A 15,294-nucleotide genomic window follows, 5' to 3' on the forward strand; every position below is an offset into this window, starting at 1 on the left:
GAGGCAGTGTGAAGTGTAATCACACTGCCTTTTAAGCTTATTACAACCTTTGAATGTGTGTAGCTTTGAAGGATGATGTGTATTTAAGACCATATCCAAATAAGCGATCCATTCCAATATGCGCGGTCCAAATCAAACCAATCAGCATCCATGCATCCGACTTTAGAAAAATGGCTAGCAAAATCATGAAAATGGACAGGGTATAAGTATGAAATACGTTATAAACCTTTGCTCCAATCCGATCATTGATCAGATAGGCCAGCATGGAAACATCAGGCGATAAAATCAGTAGAAGGAAAATCCACCAGCTGAATTCATATGACGAATAGATGTAAATCACTGTTAAAAGGACCATGAGTCCTTCAATATGAATGAATTTCTTTACCATATTAAAACCTCCAAAGTCTATTTGACCAATGGTCAATAATATTCAAAAGAATTATATGATGTTCCTAATGATATTTTTTACATGAAAATAAGCTAAGCCTTTTACATCTTGATAAGTTAGCTCAGAATTAATATAAAAAGTTATGAACCCGTGAAGAGAAAGAAAAATCGACCATATGGATGCAGGATTCAATTTATTGTCCGTTAGGTCCGTCAGGGACTGGATTAGCTTTTCATAGGTTTTATTAGAATCAAATTGAAGTAATTGCTGAATTTCCTTTTCCTTCGATAAAAACATGATGGAATAATGATTTTGTTGGGTTAAACCGAACTCCAAGAAGCACAATAAAATCTTTTCCATTTTTACAGAAGGATCATTTTCCGACATGATGATCTCATCGATTAAATGATTCAATACGGAAAAATCCGTTTTTACCAAACTATAAAATATTTCCGCCTTATTTTTAAAATGATAATAAATGGCTCCATGGCTGCAATCCAATGATTTAGCCAATTGCCTCATTGAGACATTCGAATACCCTAACGTTGCAAAAAGGCTTCTAGCTTCATTCAACACCATTTCCCTGGATAACTCTTTACCTGCCGATTTCCTTGGCGACATCTCGTCACCTCCTTATTTATTGACCACTGGTTAATTAGGATGATAACTCACTAATTCAGAAATGTCAATTATTAGATTAAATTACAAAACCTTGTTATCAAGAGTGAACTTTACCATCTGAAAAAATGAGAGCAAAGGTGAGGTTGCAGGACATTGCCTATGGGTTATTCCCCGCAACTAATTAACTTAAATACTAGTGGGTACGATATTGCCGTATCCATAGCAGCTCAATGAGACAGGTAATCATAGGAAAAAATGATCGTTCTATTCATGTTACTTTTTTTACCTACAATACCTTTATATGTTATAATAATGGGATTATTAGCGTTGTGAGGGGATGAATAAATGAAAAAAAATTTCGGTATTTTGGTATCAATTTTCATAGTCTTGACCGGCTTTTTTTTATTCACTAAACCTTATAAAAATAAAACAAACTCTGTAGAAGACTTTATTAAAGAGTATCCACGAGATCAGGTAATAATACATGAAATGATGATCATAGAGGGAGTTGATGAGGACAATCCGGATAATATCGATTTGAATGATGAAGAGGAATTGGAAAAATTGGCAAAAAGGCAATATGAGCAAAGTCAAAAGGGGGAAATAATTTTTACAGAAAAAAATCAGTGAAATCACCTACCTGTTATGAGTAAACGAATGGGGGAGGCGGCAGTTATTGATAGTTTTGGATAGTATCTATGGGGAACACATTGTAGAGGGAGTTCTGGAAGAGCTGATAGTAAGCAAACCGATCCAAAGATTGAAGGGGATACATCAAGGCGGCGCAAGTTATTTAGTTAATGAGAAGTGGAATGTCACACGATTTGACCATTCAATTGGTGTGATGCTTTTAATAAAAACGCTTGGAGGTTCATTAGAGGAACAAATTGCGGGCTTGCTGCATGACGTATCCCACACTGCATTTTCACATGTCATTGACTTTGTTCTGGATTGTAAGGATGAAGATTATCATGAAAAGATATATGATCAAGTCATAATGGAATCCGAAATCCCATTTATGCTGAAGGAATATGGATATGATTGTAAAGTCATTTTTCAATCAAAATGGGAATTGCTTGAACAGCCAGCACCTGAGTTATGTGCCGATCGCGTAGATTATACTCTCAGGGATATGTATCAATATGGACATATCACAATCGAAGCCATTAAAGAATTTCTACAACATGTAATCATAATAAATGGAAGGATGTATCTGGATAATATTGAATCGGCGGAATGGTTTGTGAAAACGTATTACAGCGAAGTTATTGATTTTTTCATGAACCCACTTAATATATATGGCTATGATATCTTGGCAAAGACCCTGAAAGTGGCTTTAGCTAAAAAACTGATCAGCCTTGATGACTTACTCGGTACAGATGAAGAAGTTATGTCCTTGTTAAGCTTCACTGAAGACCATGAAGTTCAACGCTTGTTAAAACGAATCCATGGTAACGTAAAGGTGAAAGAAGATCAAGTGGAATACGATTTACATCTGAAAAATAAAATGCGTATGATAGATCCTTCTGTAATTCAAGGAACCCAATTAGTAAGAGCATCCAGTTTATCAGAAAAAGTAAAGAAGATGGGAATTGAAGCCTATAAAAAAGCTTCAAAGGGCATGTATCTAAAAGTGATTTCCGATTTCAAACCATACGGATAGTAAAAAAACTCAAGGGTGTCATCCTTGAGTTTTTTCTCGGAAACATCTAAGTATCCTCCCGAATAAAAATGAGTTGATTTAGACAATCGACATCTAGAAAGGAGCTAGAATAACGGATACCTTATACATCTGAACCAGTACCCTTTAATAATTAAAAAACTAATGAGGCTCTCAAAGTAGTAACGCCATTTTCCAAATAACCCTTTAAACAGGTCAATGTATAAACCCAACCTTCCTTTTGTCCGATCATTTTGTTTATTATTTCAGGGTCGTCTTCACTCAATCCTGATTCGTTTACTTCAATAATTGTACTCGTATTATCCAACGCTTTTAGTGTAATGGTAACAATCGTTTCTTGATTATTTCCGCCCCACGCAAACACGATTTTCCTGTTTTCCTCGACTTCCACTACATTAATAACCACCTCAGCATCGTATTCGTTGTATCTCAATGTAAGTGTCCTGCCTTGTTCCCATCTTTCTGAACTGGATGAGAACCAGAAATTCCCGATTTTTTCAGGGTTCACTATGGCTTCAAATACTTCATTAGCTGGCTTGATTATCTTAAATTTCGTAATTATTTGGGTATCCATACTTCCACTCTCTTTCGATTTGTTTTTATTGTTTTCCATTTTCCCAATCTACTGATATTGGCGGCAGAGTCTGTCCAGTTTCAAGCAAGCTCTTCAGGTTACTCAGTATAGCTGGCCATCCATTATTCAAGCCTTCAAAGGTATTGTCATCATATACGAAATCTGTCTCCAAAAGCTCCTCATGCCTAACGGTTAACTTTACAGTCGAATCATCCATTTTCTGTAATTCAAAAGTGACCTGGGTAGGCTGCTCGCGAGGTGTTTCGTCTCCTGCCATGTTCCATGTAAACGAGAGCAGGTTTAGCGGCTCACACTTAAGTACATTCCCATGATCAGTAATCCGCCCATCTTCGAGTAAATATTTAACGCTTGATCCTTCTTGCCAGTCAGACTGTACTTGCAATCCGAAGTGGTATTCCTTCGTGACTTCACCACTCGTCAGGGCTTCCCAAAGCTTCTCTGGTGTGGTTGCGATATAAATAGGATAAACAAACGTAGTTTTTTCCATCATTCTATTTCCTCCTTGCGTTTTATACCTCATATCAAGTTCGCAGCATCTCTCTACCAATGATTGTCCGCTTTTCATATACCACCGGTCAAGCGGTTTTCTACGACAGAAATCGGCAAAGTCATTGCATTGAAGTAGATTTGAAGTGCATGGCTAATACCAAACGATATACGCAAATACATACTAAAATTGACCATATGGAAACTTCTTGATTTCCAATCGTTTTCAAGCTACGATAAATAAGGAAAATGATAATCCGCTCGGGCGGAAGAGGTTCTAGCTACCCTCTCAAAAAAACTAAGGAGAACAGTGCTCTTTCTTAGGGTGCTGTTTTTTCTGTATAAGGAGAAGTAAGAAATGTTAAGAATTTTATTGTATTTGGTATCCATCATCACGGCGAATGTGGTTACAGCAGCTTTTGCGCCATTACATTTTGGCATGTTCATCATTCCGATGGGTACATTGCTAATTGGGGGAACCTTCATCTTTCGAGATCTGGTTCAGAATAAATTCGGCCGCACAAAGACCTATATATGTATCGTCACTGCACTTATTCTATCTGCGTGTGTATCATTTTTATTAGGAGATACGTTATTGATTGTATTTGCTTCCGCATTATCGTTCGTGGTCGCAGAAACAGCGGACACGGAAATCTATACCCGATTAAAGCTCCCGATGAGTTGGAGGGTGTTTTACAGCGGGATCGTTGGAGGGTTTTTCGATTCGGTAATATTTGTCGTGATTGGTCTAAGTCCATTGGGTGCCAATATATTACCATGGGAAGCAGTACCCGCTGCGGTCATCGGCCAAATCATCGTGAAAACCATCATTCAGTCAATAGGTGCCGTACTTTTGGGACGAATCAACGTAGAACTGGAGAAACGTGTAGTCTCCAGTTAAATGCCAGGAGGGATGCACTACATGGATGGAACAAAAAAAGAAAAAGATAAATGCTATTGTCTCGAGGCGTTTCGTGAAAAATACGGCCCGCATGTTCAAGGAGAATGTATGAAGCTCTCCTGCGCCAATTATCGTAAGCATAAAGGAATAGACAAAAAAGGACCAAATTAGGTCCTTTTTTTGCGTGAACAGAGTAACTCACCAGAAAACGAGCAAAATCATGGGTGCAGTGCACATTCACGAGTAAACGGTGCGAAATCAAGAGAGCAGCCCGAATTCACGAGTAAAACAGCAAAATTCACGAGTAAATAGCCTAAACTCACGAGTAAAAGTGCAAAACTCACGAGTAAAAGTACGAAATTCACGAGTAAACGGTGCGAAATCATGAGTTCAGCATGAATTCACGAGTAAACAGCCCAAACTCACGAGTAAACGGTGCTAAATCAAGAGTTCAGCATGAATTCACGAGTAAAAGTGCGAAATTAACGAGTAAACGGTGCCAAATCAAGAGTTCAGGATGAATTCACGAGTAAACAGCCCAAACTCACGAGTAAAACAGCAAAACTCACGAGTAAAACAGCAAAATTCACGAGTAAAAGTACGAAATTCACGAGTAAAAGTACGAAATTCACGAGTAAAAGTACGAAATTCACGAGTAAACGGTGCAAAATCAAGAGTTCAGCATGAATTCACGAGTAAAAGTGCAAAACTTACGAGTAAACTAGTGCGAAATCAAGAGAGCAGCCCGAATTTCACGATTAAACAGTACTAAATTAAGAGTGCCGCCCAAACTCACGAGTAAAACATAAAAAAAGCTTCCTGCACCGTTCTATTGGGGCTAGGAAGCTTTGTATTTTGTTTAGAATAGCTCTGTGCTTTTTCGAACTAATTTTTCGAGGGTGAAAAAGCATTCTCGTTTCCGCTCTAGTTCGGTTTGTCCATTTTCGGTGACATGATAATATTTCCTGCGGCCTGACTCGGACTCTTTCCAATGGCCTTTTATGAATTCTTTTTTTTCTAACCGTTTAAGGGCGGGGTAGAGGGTGCCCTCACTAATTTGATATTTGCCCATGCTCATTTCCTTCAAGATCTTCGTGATTTCATAGCCGTATAGCTTTTTTTGTGAAAGAAGTGAAAGCAAAAGGAGGTCAATGCTTCCCTTCATTAATTCTTTATCCAAATAAATTCTCCTCCTTTTCATTTTTAAAGTGTAATACGTTGTACATCGTATCACAAGGTGCATTTTACTTTTCTTAAAAAAAATGGTTAAATGACGATTGCTAAATAAATTTAATCATAGTAAAATGTGCTTCGGAACGGATGAGTTGTGAAGAGTGTGGTAAGGATATTATATACATGATTTAATTGTTTTAATGAAAATACGGAATAGGATAGAAGATTCCCTACTCAAGGGGTATTAATTGATTTTTTTTTGAAAATCATTTAGATTCTATTTATCAACAAGAGCAAAGAAAGAAGGTCCTAGATAGATGAAAGTGAAAGCACCTGAGCCATTCACATATATTGGTGGAAAGAGAGCTGTTCTTTTACTTCACGGGTTTACCGGAAGTACAGGAGATATGAAGAAATTAGGGAAATACTTGAATGATCTTGACTATACTTGCCACGGACCTCTTTATAGAGGGCATGGAGTGTCTGGTGAGGAATTAGTTCAGACTGGTCCAAAGGAATGGTGGGAAGATGTAGTTAATGGCTATAAATTCCTTAAAGAAGAAGGCTATGAGGAAATTGCAGTTGTAGGAATTTCTTTAGGAGGAGTTTTCTCATTAAAAGTGGGAATTGAATTGCCTGTAAAAGGGGTAGTTTCTATGTGCGCTCCGACGCAAGGGAAAAGTATCGAACGACAAAAGAACCGCTTGCTCAATTATGCACAGGCTTATAAGAAGTTTGAGGGCAAAGACGCAGACCAAATTGCTGCTGAAGTGAAGCTGCTGGAAGAAGAGCCTATGCCTCAACTAAAAGATGTGCTGAATATTATAAATGAGACAGGTGAAAATTTAGATTTAATCACATCACCAACTCTTGTTTTACAAGGGCGCTTGGATGATCCCGATTATACGGAGAGTGCGACAGCGATTTTCAATGAAGTCGATACGCAGCATAAACACTTGATATGGTATGAAAATTCAGGCCATATTATCACATTGGGTAAGGAACGTGAGCAGGTGTATGAAGATGTGTATAAGTTCTTAAATACACTGAACTGGTCGGAATAATAAGCGAGTTTGTAAATCCCCTTTAAGTTAAACGTGTAAAATGCCTGCATTCATATGTAGGCTTTACATAATGCTTGAGGGGATTTTATTTTTGGCTGAAAAGTGTTTTTGCATCTATTTGTAGAAAAAGACCTTTAAGTTATCGTTATTATCAAGAGTAGCCAATAAAATATCGTTCACATCGGCATTATATGTTATTTTGATTCTGTTTTTAAGCCATGCTTCGTCTTTGCCGCCCCGATTTAATTCTTTAGAATCGATCTTCCCTTCTTTAATAATCGTTTTAGGAAAAGCGAAGGCATTTGTTGCTAGGTGCATATCTGCTGGGGTGACAGCTTCATATTGAGGATATAAGAACAATGAAATGGTACCACTCGGTTCCCATAGTGCGAGAGATACTTTTTGAATATCTTCGACTTTTTCTTTTCTTAATTCCGATAATAAAAAATCGATGGAGATTCGGGCCCTTGCTAAGCTTTTGTAAATGATTTGCCCATTTTCGATAAGTGGAAAGGGGGCAGAGTCAAAAAACCTTCGGATTTTGCCCCATTTAAGACCCGTAAACACACTAATTATATATAAAATCACTAAAACAAAGGTCGTAATCATTGAACCCTTTAAACCTAACTGTTCATCTGATAAAGGGTGGGCAAGAATGTTTCCAATAATTAATGCCATTATGAAATCAAGTAATCTTAACTGGGAAATGGACCGTTGCCCCATCAATTTAACTGAAAAAAGTAAGAAGAAGAAGGATATAATGGCTCTTAAAGTCCACTGGATCGCAGTAAGAGTTTCCTGGCTATTAAAAAAGTCCACAAAAAATTCACGTCCTTATTTCCTGCAAAGGAAATGTAATGGTCAGTAGGATGACTGGGAAACTTATTTAAAGACCGCTTTAGATGGGCCGTTTATTATTTAAGACAGCTCCTTCTTAAGTATTACCCAACATCGGTCCTTCTAAGACTTTCTTGACTGTTTTCAAAAAATTTATATTAATATAACAACTTTAAAACGTATTGTAATTAAAAATAAACTGATTTAAAATGATATCTTTCCTAAGAAATTTATTTAAAAAATATCCTTGTATAATATCAGTGACGATGGTCTGATAGTTTCTACCTGGCAGCCGTAATGCCGGACTACAAGGAAGTATGAAAATAGAAGAGATGGACAGGTTTATGTTGGTTCGCTTGTGATCCATATAACATGTTTGAATGAAGGCTCTTACTTTTTCACACTTTCTTCCTGCGGCTGAAGGTGTAAAAAGGTGAGGGCTTTTTATATAAAAAAAACGAATGGGAAATGATATAGCCAAAGGGGATGAAAGCATGTATTTCTTATTGAATATATTAGGTGTTTTAGTTGTAATGGGCATCGTTTACCTTTGTTCACCTAATAAAAGGAATGTTAAGTGGAAAGCCATTCTTACCTTACTGGTTCTTGAATTGCTTATCACATGGTTCATGTTATCGACAAAAATAGGGGCGTGGGTCATCAATCTGATCGCTTCATTCTTCACCTGGTTGATTGAATGTGCGAATGAGGGGATTTCTTTTGTCTTTCCTTCACTTATGGCCAATGAACAAGTGGATTTCTTTTTCAGTGCATTGATGCCAATTATCTTCATTATCACGTTTTTTGATGTTTTATCGTATTTCGGTATACTTACCTGGATCATTGATAAAGTGGGATGGCTCATCTCAAAAGTATCCGGCTTGCCAAAACTTGAGAGTTTCTTTTCAATTCAGATGATGTTTTTAGGAAATACCGAGGCACTTGCCGTTCTCCGCATGCAGCTCAGTGCGATTAAGGATCAGCGTCTTTTGACATTTGGAATCATGAGTATGAGCAGCATCAGTGGTTCGATCATTGGAGCCTACCTGTCCATGGTACCGGCAACCTATGTTTTTGTAGCGATACCTTTGAACTGCTTAAATGCCTTGCTGATAGCTAACATGCTGAATCCTGTCGATGTCAGTAAAGAAGAAGATGTCGTTTATGTACCTTCCAAAGAGGAACGTAAAGATTTCTTTTCCACCATTTCCAACAGTATGCTGGTTGGGGCCAAAATGGTCTTCGTCATCATGGCAATGGTTATCGGCTATGTGGCGTTAACGGCCAGCGTAAACGGCATTTTCGGTTTCTTCGTGGATGGATTGACCATTCAAAAGATATTCTCTGTCATTTTTAGTCCATTTGCATTCCTGCTTGGATTATCAGGACATGATGCCATGTATGTCGCTCAATTGATGGGAATCAAGCTTGCCACAAATGAGTTCGTAGCCTTGCTCGATTTAAAAGATAAAGTCAGTACACTGCCTCCGCATACAGTCGCTGTGGCTGTCACTTATCTGACGTCATTTGCCAACTTCAGTACAGTGGGCATGATTTATGGAACATTCAATTCCATTCTCAATGATGAGAAATCGAACATTATCGGAAGGAATGTTTGGAAGCTGTTGGTTAGCGGGATGGCTGTTTCCTTGCTAAGTGCCATGGTTGTTGGATTATTCGTTTGGTGATTTAAAACATGGGCATCCATTTTTATAAATGGATGCCCTCTTTTATATGAAAAAAGCTGTGCAGGATTTTCCCATGCACAGCTTTTTCGTTTATTTCGTCAAATAGTTCTCCGTATAATATGGTTTATCTTCCTCATCGAAGGCAACTCCGACACCGAGCGATTCAAAATCCTTCTGTAATTTGTTTTCCCTGTGTCCAATGGAATTCATCAGGCCTTCATGGGCAAAGATACTGCTATTCTGACCGGCAGCAAGGTTTTCCCCAGCCATTCGAAAATTGATTTTGTCATCTTCCATCCGGTCAAAAGGGGATTCTCCTTCAAGATTTGTATGGTTGAAGTATTGATTCACGGCCATATCTGAACTATGATCCTGTGCAGTGACCTTCACTTGTTTATCCCAGGAAAGCACTGAGAGATCATGATTGACTCGTGAGGCATTGGTCAAATCGAATAATTGATATTCAAAGCCCTTCTTTAATCCGGGACCGGCTTCTGCAAAATAGCCGCTCTTTTGCTTTTCGAGTTTTGCGTCGATGATTTGGATTGCCGTGACTGTATTTTTCTCATGTTTGTCATAAAAAATGGTCACATAGCTATTATCCATTTCAAACATATCGTATTCGCCGCTGTCACTTCGAATCTGGTAATAGACGTTTCCTTTAAGCAGTTTTGTTACAGGTTCCCCCATTTTCCCGGTCACGGTTTCTTTGGGAGTGCCGCGTTTAATGCCTTCCTTTGAGGAAATCAAATCTTGGTTCGTATATAATCCAACAACTTTATTGTTGCTATCATAGGCAGCCATGAAGAAGTTTTGATAATTTTCGTGATAGGCAAACCAGTCTACGCCATATTCATTTCGTGTATTCCGTTTAGCTTTACCAGCCAATTTTTCTACATCATTCTTCGTGTCGCCAATTTCGATATTACGGACTGAGAAGGATGCATCAGCAGGTGCTTCCAGTGCTGGTTTTTTCACTTTTTCCGTTTCTTGCGATTCTTTTTCAGAAGCGGTATCCAATGTTTCCGAAAGTGAGCCAATCAGGCTGCTGACTCCGGTACTCAGTTTTTCCAACGCGGTTGAAACCTCGGGCCCGTTTATAAAGGAACGAACATCTGATGCAAAGGCACTAACCCCAGCTTTGAATCCAGACTCCTGAATATCCTTACCATATCCATACCATAATCCAGAGAGTAGGAGTATGAGGACTACTATATTAAACAATTTCCGCAAATCGTTCACTCCTGCTCTATCCAGGATATTAAATCCCGTTTAATGAAAGATCATCGGCACCAGACTTAAGACAGGTGGGGCACATAACAAAAATAGTGAACACTGAATGAGGATTTTTGAGGCCGTTTTTGGAAGCTTTTCCTTCCCTTTTCCCGAGTACCAGCCACTGAACTGAAGTTTATTTCTATACCAGACGAATAATAAAAGCAGTATCGCGATCGATCCTAGCCAGCCATACTGATTCACACCTATGTTTATATATATGCCGTTTACAATGTCCGAAATGATTGTTCCGGCTATCCCGAATATTAATATGATGCGTATCAATTCTAATAAGACCCTCATATGTCACTCCTTGGTTTCACCATTATACTTCTTCGATTAAAAAATAAAAACTTTAAGTGATGTAGTATTACATATTATACCAAAAAGAGAGAGGGGAATAAAACAGGTGCCTCCTACGAAGGGTAAATTTATGGGAAATTAGGGCTAGCTTTCATTATTAGTTAAACCAGGAGAATTCTTTATAAACAAAAAAGATTAGCCACTTCGAGCTAATCCTTTTTGTTTGGGATTATTTTAATGGATCATTCAATACACTTTCCTCTAGAACGGAAAATTTATCTCCATACACTCTTGTTATGTGATTTTCCCCCCATGTACATAGTGCGGATAGGATACTTTCCAGACTTTGCCCATATTCACTTAATTCATATTCCACTTTTGGGGGGACTTGGTTGTAAACGATCCGATTGATGACTTCGTCCTTTTCCAACTCCCTCAATTGTTGGGTTAACATTTTTTGGGTGATGTTCGGCATGAGGCGCTTTAATTCACTAGTCCGCTTTTTCCCGTGGGTCAGATGGCAGAGGATAACGCATTTCCATTTTCCGCCCATTACTTCAAGTGTTGCTTCAACGGATATATTGTATTTCCTTTTTTGCATGATTTGCATACTCTCCTTATTTGATAGGTACTAAAAGGTGCCTATATCACTTTGAAGTACGTACTGTTTTTTATTCCTATTATATCTCATAATAACATTTGCACACCGAATTCCACTGTACCATTTATAAAAAAAGTTGCTAAGGCAATTTCAATGATAGTACAAAATGACAAGAAGGAGAAGAGGATATGATTTCAAATAAAAATAGAAGTACATGGGCATTGCTGGCTTTAGCGATCAGTGCCTTTGCGATTGGAACAACTGAGTTCATCAGCGTGGGATTATTACCACTCATTTCTAAAGATTTACACATTACAGTGACGACGGCGGGATTGACGGTATCCTTATATGCCTTGGGGGTCATGTTCGGGGCACCTATCCTGACATCACTGACATCGAATATGTCGCGAAAGACTTTATTGCTTTGGATAATGATCGTGTTCATTGCCGGAAATGCATTAGCGGCTTCTGCTACCACGGTCAGTGTATTATTGATTGCACGTGTCATTTCAGCGCTTGCACATGGTATCTTCATGTCAATCGGCGCTACGATTGCCGCTGATTTAGTCCCTGAAAACCGCAGGGCGAGTGCCATCGCCATCATGTTTACAGGTCTGACGGTTGCTACGGTGACCGGAGTTCCTTTTGGAACCTTCATCGGTCAGCAATTCGGTTGGAGATACGCTTTCATCATCATTGTGGCAATCGGCTTGCTTGCTTTCATAGGAAACGGCATCCTCGTACCATCCGATTTAAGAAAGGCTGCACGGACCACGTTCCGTGACCAAATCAAATTGGTGACGAATGGCCGATTGCTGCTAGTATTCATCATTACAGCGTTAGGGTATGGAGGTACATTCGTTGTCTTCACGTACCTGTCCCCATTACTTCAGGAAGTGACAGGGTATAAAGAAGGAACTGTGGCCTTGATTTTGCTAATATATGGAGTAGCCATAGCAATAGGAAATACCCTTGGCGGGAAATTCGCCAATCGCAATCCTATTAATGCCCTATTCTATATGTTTCTTATTCAGGCCATTGTACTTGTTGTGCTGACTTTCACGGCACCGTTTAAGATAGCTGGTTTAATTACGATCATTTTAATGGGATTGTTTGCATTCATGAATGTGCCGGGGCTTCAAGTGTATGTCGTCATGTTAGCGGAGCGTTTCGTGCCGAGTGCAGTGGACGTGGCGTCAGCCATCAATATTGCCGCCTTCAATGCAGGAATCGCCATTGGTGCCTACTTAGGAGGGGTGATTACGGATTCGATCGGACTGATTCATACAGCGTGGATAGGTGGAGTCATGGTGTTTGCAGCAGTGATTTTAACAGGCTGGAGCCGGGCCTTGGAAAGTAAAGACCGTACCAAGGGAACGGACAAAATAGCATAGGGTTAAAAGTGATGCAAGTTAGAAAAAGCATGCTATGCGTTATAGAGTATCGATAACATAAGTATCATTGCATCCCTTCAGCGAATGATGGAAGGTTCCTTGAAGGGATGTAATGATACTGATACTTAGACGCATTACAATCTATAAAAACAATGAAGAAAAAATTTGGAGGTAGAGTATAATGGTGAAAAATTTACAAGATACAACAACATTGCATAACGGCGTCAAAATGCCTTGGTTCGGATTGGGCGTATTTAAGGTGGAAGAAGGACCGGAGCTGGTAAATGCAGTTAAAGTGGCCATTAAACATGGTTATCGCAGCATCGATACGGCTGCCATTTATGAAAATGAAGAAGGGGTCGGCCAAGGAATCCGTGAGGGCTTAAAGGAAGCTGGAATCTCAAGGGAAGACTTATTCGTAACATCAAAAGTCTGGAATGCCGATTTAGGATATGAATCGGCAATCGCGGCTTACGAAAAAAGCTTAAAGAAACTTGGCTTGGAGTACTTGGATTTATATCTTATCCATTGGCCAGTGGAAGGAAAATATAAAGAAGCCTGGAGAGCGTTGGAAACTCTTTATAAAGAAGGAAAAGTGAAAGCGATCGGTGTGAGCAATTTCCAGATTCACCATCTTAAAGATTTAATGGCAGATGCAGAAGTGAAGCCGATGGTCAATCAAGTGGAATGCCATCCGCGTTTAACTCAAAAAGAAGTTCAGGCTTTCTGTAAGGAACAAGGAATACAACTTGAAGCATGGTCTCCTTTGATGCAAGGTGAACTTCTGGATAATGAGGTTTTACAAGCTATTGCAACCAAGCATGGTAAATCAGTTGCACAAGTCATTTTGCGCTGGGATTTACAAAATGGGATTGTAACGATTCCTAAATCCACTAAGGAACATCGTATTATAGAAAACTCATCTGTATTCGATTTCGAATTGACGGAAGAAGAAATGAACCAAATTGATGGATTGAACCAGAATCACCGTGTTGGTCCAGATCCTGATAATTTCGACTTTTAATCACGTAGGAAGGAGAGGGACGGGATACCCGTCCTTCTTTTTTATTGGATTACCGCATCGGCATTCACAATGACAGCTTCGCGAATCTGATTAGTTGACATGGTATTACTGAGATGATATAAATGCATGTGCATGCATTTTATAAAAAAGGAGATAAAAATTATGAATGATTTATTTTCACCTTATCGAATAAAAGAACTTGAACTTAAAAATAGAATCGTCATGCCGCCGATGTGCCAATACTCCGTCGAAGCGGAAGATGGTATCCCAACAAACTGGCATCAGCAGCATTATGTAAGCCGGGCAGTTGGCGGCACGGGGTTAATTATAGTGGAAATGACCGATGTGGATCCTGATGGGCGCATTTCGAATCGCGATCTTGGATTATGGTCCGAAGACCAAATTGGGGCTTTCTCCAACATCGTTAAGGAAGTACATCAATACGGTGCAAAAATCGGGATACAAATTGCCCATGCAGGCCGTAAAGCGGAGGATGCAGAAACTCCGGTGGCACCATCAGCCATTGCCTTTGACGAAACATACAAAACACCAAGAGCTTTAGAAACGGAAGAAGTGAAGGAAATGGTCGATAAATTCCGGGCATCGGCCAGAAGGGCAGTTACAGCAGGATTTGACGTAATTGAATTACATGGTGCACACGGATATTTAATCCACCAATTCACATCACCGCTTACGAATAAACGCGATGACGAATATGGAAAAGACCTGACAAAATTCGGAGTGGAGGTCATTAAAGCAGTGAAAAGCGAAATGCCTGCCGACATGCCTTTAATCATGCGCATTTCTGCAAAAGAATACGTAGAAGGCGGATATGGTATTGAAGAAAGCATTGCCTTTTCACAAGTCTTTAAAGAAGCAGGCGTCGATATGTTCCATGTAAGCTCTGGAGGAGAAGGCCCGATTGGAGCAGACGGAAGGCCGGGTACACATGCTAGCTATCAAACTCCTTTGGCCAGGGAAATCAAAAAAGCCTTGGATATTCCGGTGATTGCTGTAGGTCGATTAGATGATCCGATTCTTGCAAATTCAATCATTGGTAATGAAGAGGCCGATTTGGTTGCAGTCGGCAGAGGAATGCTGCGAAACCCTTATTGGGCATTGGAAGCATCTAAGACTTTGAATAAAAAAACGGAGATCCCTGAACAATATCAACTGGGATTCAAGCATTAATTCAAATTTATGCTTGAAAACGCCGGCGAATATTATATTCGCCGGCGTTTTTACATAAGCATGAGGAAATTT

General features: G+C 39.3%; 18 protein-coding genes and 2 riboswitches. Of the genes, 9 read left to right on the forward strand and 9 right to left on the reverse strand.

The annotated features are described in order from the left end of the window. Nucleotides 1–40: 40 nt before the first annotated feature. On the reverse strand, nucleotides 41–388 hold the full coding sequence (locus MPH60_RS02330) for a DUF4260 domain-containing protein (protein ID WP_241589083.1): 348 nt from the start codon (nucleotides 386–388) through the stop codon (nucleotides 41–43). A 51-nt stretch (nucleotides 389–439) separates the two neighbouring features. Then, entirely contained in the window at nucleotides 440–1,009 is a 570-nt protein-coding gene (locus tag MPH60_RS02335; protein WP_241589082.1) for a TetR/AcrR family transcriptional regulator, read from the reverse strand. A 345-nt stretch (nucleotides 1,010–1,354) separates the two neighbouring features. On the opposite strand from MPH60_RS02335, the gene MPH60_RS02340 reads away from it, so the two are divergent. Then, on the forward strand, nucleotides 1,355–1,639 hold the full coding sequence (locus MPH60_RS02340) for a hypothetical protein (protein WP_241589081.1): 285 nt from the start codon (nucleotides 1,355–1,357) through the stop codon (nucleotides 1,637–1,639). Between the two features lie 46 nt (nucleotides 1,640–1,685). Continuing rightward, the gene (locus tag MPH60_RS02345) at nucleotides 1,686–2,672 is read left to right on the forward strand and encodes an HD domain-containing protein (RefSeq protein WP_241589080.1); all 987 of its coding nucleotides are present in this window, start codon (nucleotides 1,686–1,688) and stop codon (nucleotides 2,670–2,672) included. Between the two features lie 151 nt (nucleotides 2,673–2,823). Here the strand turns inward: MPH60_RS02345 and MPH60_RS02350 are convergent, their stop codons facing one another. Next, on the reverse strand, nucleotides 2,824–3,264 hold the full coding sequence (locus MPH60_RS02350; RefSeq protein WP_241589079.1) for an SRPBCC domain-containing protein: 441 nt from the start codon (nucleotides 3,262–3,264) through the stop codon (nucleotides 2,824–2,826). A gap of 25 nt (nucleotides 3,265–3,289) precedes the next feature. Next, a complete protein-coding gene (locus tag MPH60_RS02355) occupies nucleotides 3,290–3,775 on the reverse strand; it encodes an SRPBCC family protein (protein WP_241589078.1) in 486 nt (161 codons plus the stop codon). A 261-nt stretch (nucleotides 3,776–4,036) separates the two neighbouring features. After that, a riboswitch (PreQ1 riboswitch) is annotated at nucleotides 4,037–4,079 on the forward strand. Nucleotides 4,080–4,129: 50 nt separating this feature from the next. Between MPH60_RS02355 and MPH60_RS02360 the strand changes: the two genes are divergently transcribed. Together MPH60_RS02360 and MPH60_RS02365 are read left to right on the forward strand one after the other, a co-directional pair. After that, on the forward strand, nucleotides 4,130–4,672 hold the full coding sequence (locus MPH60_RS02360) for a VUT family protein (protein WP_214788352.1): 543 nt from the start codon (nucleotides 4,130–4,132) through the stop codon (nucleotides 4,670–4,672). A 21-nt stretch (nucleotides 4,673–4,693) separates the two neighbouring features. After that, nucleotides 4,694–4,843, forward strand: a complete 150-nt coding sequence (locus tag MPH60_RS02365; RefSeq protein WP_241589077.1) for a hypothetical protein — start codon at nucleotides 4,694–4,696, stop codon at nucleotides 4,841–4,843. Nucleotides 4,844–5,531: 688 nt separating this feature from the next. On the opposite strand, the gene MPH60_RS02370 is transcribed toward MPH60_RS02365, so the two are convergent. Beyond that, complete coding sequence (locus tag MPH60_RS02370; protein ID WP_241589076.1) at nucleotides 5,532–5,852, reverse strand: PadR family transcriptional regulator; 321 nt, start codon at nucleotides 5,850–5,852, stop codon at nucleotides 5,532–5,534. A gap of 310 nt (nucleotides 5,853–6,162) precedes the next feature. Between MPH60_RS02370 and MPH60_RS02375 the strand changes: the two genes are divergently transcribed. After that, complete coding sequence (locus MPH60_RS02375) at nucleotides 6,163–6,909, forward strand: alpha/beta hydrolase (protein WP_241589075.1); 747 nt, start codon at nucleotides 6,163–6,165, stop codon at nucleotides 6,907–6,909. Between the two features lie 114 nt (nucleotides 6,910–7,023). Here the strand turns inward: MPH60_RS02375 and MPH60_RS02380 are convergent, their stop codons facing one another. Beyond that, complete coding sequence (locus MPH60_RS02380) at nucleotides 7,024–7,728, reverse strand: DUF421 domain-containing protein (protein WP_241589074.1); 705 nt, start codon at nucleotides 7,726–7,728, stop codon at nucleotides 7,024–7,026. A 245-nt stretch (nucleotides 7,729–7,973) separates the two neighbouring features. Further along, nucleotides 7,974–8,074: riboswitch (purine riboswitch) on the forward strand. A 166-nt stretch (nucleotides 8,075–8,240) separates the two neighbouring features. Here MPH60_RS02380 and MPH60_RS02385 point away from each other — a divergent pair. Beyond that, entirely contained in the window at nucleotides 8,241–9,434 is a 1,194-nt protein-coding gene (locus MPH60_RS02385; RefSeq protein WP_241589073.1) for a nucleoside transporter C-terminal domain-containing protein, read from the forward strand. Nucleotides 9,435–9,524: 90 nt separating this feature from the next. Here MPH60_RS02385 and MPH60_RS02390 read toward each other — a convergent pair whose 3' ends face one another. The 3 genes from MPH60_RS02390 to MPH60_RS02400 form a co-directional block, all read right to left on the reverse strand. Next, the gene (locus MPH60_RS02390; protein ID WP_241589072.1) at nucleotides 9,525–10,667 is read right to left on the reverse strand and encodes a CAP domain-containing protein; all 1,143 of its coding nucleotides are present in this window, start codon (nucleotides 10,665–10,667) and stop codon (nucleotides 9,525–9,527) included. 39 nt (nucleotides 10,668–10,706) lie between these two features. Beyond that, the gene (locus MPH60_RS02395; RefSeq protein WP_241589071.1) at nucleotides 10,707–11,012 is read right to left on the reverse strand and encodes a hypothetical protein; all 306 of its coding nucleotides are present in this window, start codon (nucleotides 11,010–11,012) and stop codon (nucleotides 10,707–10,709) included. A 229-nt stretch (nucleotides 11,013–11,241) separates the two neighbouring features. Continuing rightward, a complete protein-coding gene (locus tag MPH60_RS02400) occupies nucleotides 11,242–11,613 on the reverse strand; it encodes a winged helix-turn-helix transcriptional regulator (RefSeq protein WP_241589070.1) in 372 nt (123 codons plus the stop codon). Nucleotides 11,614–11,801: 188 nt separating this feature from the next. Here MPH60_RS02400 and MPH60_RS02405 point away from each other — a divergent pair, with 188 nt between their 5' ends. The 3 genes from MPH60_RS02405 to MPH60_RS02415 all read left to right on the forward strand — a co-directional run bounded on the left by MPH60_RS02405 (nucleotide 11,802) and on the right by MPH60_RS02415 (nucleotide 15,222). Then, on the forward strand, nucleotides 11,802–13,007 hold the full coding sequence (locus tag MPH60_RS02405) for an MFS transporter (protein WP_241589069.1): 1,206 nt from the start codon (nucleotides 11,802–11,804) through the stop codon (nucleotides 13,005–13,007). A gap of 181 nt (nucleotides 13,008–13,188) precedes the next feature. Beyond that, on the forward strand, nucleotides 13,189–14,031 hold the full coding sequence (locus MPH60_RS02410) for an aldo/keto reductase (RefSeq protein WP_241589068.1): 843 nt from the start codon (nucleotides 13,189–13,191) through the stop codon (nucleotides 14,029–14,031). Nucleotides 14,032–14,193: 162 nt separating this feature from the next. After that, nucleotides 14,194–15,222: an NADH:flavin oxidoreductase/NADH oxidase gene (locus MPH60_RS02415; protein ID WP_241589067.1), complete on the forward strand. Its 1,029-nt coding sequence runs from the start codon at nucleotides 14,194–14,196 to the stop codon at nucleotides 15,220–15,222. Nucleotides 15,223–15,294 lie beyond the last annotated feature (72 nt).

This window comes from Peribacillus sp. Aquil_B1 (assembly GCF_022603275.1).
Classification (GTDB): Bacteria; Bacillota; Bacilli; order Bacillales; family DSM-1321; genus Peribacillus.

What these genes read in the sequence shown, in the direction of transcription:
- MPH60_RS02350 (WP_241589079.1), bottom strand. Translation starts at nt 3,264, where the DNA reads ATGGATACCCAAATAATTACGAAATTTAAGATAATCAAGCCAGCTAAT.
- MPH60_RS02395 (WP_241589071.1), bottom strand. Translation starts at nt 11,012, where the DNA reads ATGAGGGTCTTATTAGAATTGATACGCATCATATTAATATTCGGGATA.
- MPH60_RS02405 (WP_241589069.1), top strand. Translation starts at nt 11,802, where the DNA reads ATGATTTCAAATAAAAATAGAAGTACATGGGCATTGCTGGCTTTAGCG.
- MPH60_RS02415 (WP_241589067.1), top strand. Translation starts at nt 14,194, where the DNA reads ATGAATGATTTATTTTCACCTTATCGAATAAAAGAACTTGAACTTAAA.
- MPH60_RS02375 (WP_241589075.1), top strand. Translation starts at nt 6,163, where the DNA reads ATGAAAGTGAAAGCACCTGAGCCATTCACATATATTGGTGGAAAGAGA.
- MPH60_RS02330 (WP_241589083.1), bottom strand. Translation starts at nt 388, where the DNA reads ATGGTAAAGAAATTCATTCATATTGAAGGACTCATGGTCCTTTTAACA.
- MPH60_RS02410 (WP_241589068.1), top strand. Translation starts at nt 13,189, where the DNA reads ATGGTGAAAAATTTACAAGATACAACAACATTGCATAACGGCGTCAAA.
- MPH60_RS02360 (WP_214788352.1), top strand. Translation starts at nt 4,130, where the DNA reads ATGTTAAGAATTTTATTGTATTTGGTATCCATCATCACGGCGAATGTG.
- MPH60_RS02385 (WP_241589073.1), top strand. Translation starts at nt 8,241, where the DNA reads ATGTATTTCTTATTGAATATATTAGGTGTTTTAGTTGTAATGGGCATC.
- MPH60_RS02340 (WP_241589081.1), top strand. Translation starts at nt 1,355, where the DNA reads ATGAAAAAAAATTTCGGTATTTTGGTATCAATTTTCATAGTCTTGACC.
- MPH60_RS02400 (WP_241589070.1), bottom strand. Translation starts at nt 11,613, where the DNA reads ATGCAAAAAAGGAAATACAATATATCCGTTGAAGCAACACTTGAAGTA.
- MPH60_RS02355 (WP_241589078.1), bottom strand. Translation starts at nt 3,775, where the DNA reads ATGATGGAAAAAACTACGTTTGTTTATCCTATTTATATCGCAACCACA.
- MPH60_RS02365 (WP_241589077.1), top strand. Translation starts at nt 4,694, where the DNA reads ATGGATGGAACAAAAAAAGAAAAAGATAAATGCTATTGTCTCGAGGCG.
- MPH60_RS02335 (WP_241589082.1), bottom strand. Translation starts at nt 1,009, where the DNA reads ATGTCGCCAAGGAAATCGGCAGGTAAAGAGTTATCCAGGGAAATGGTG.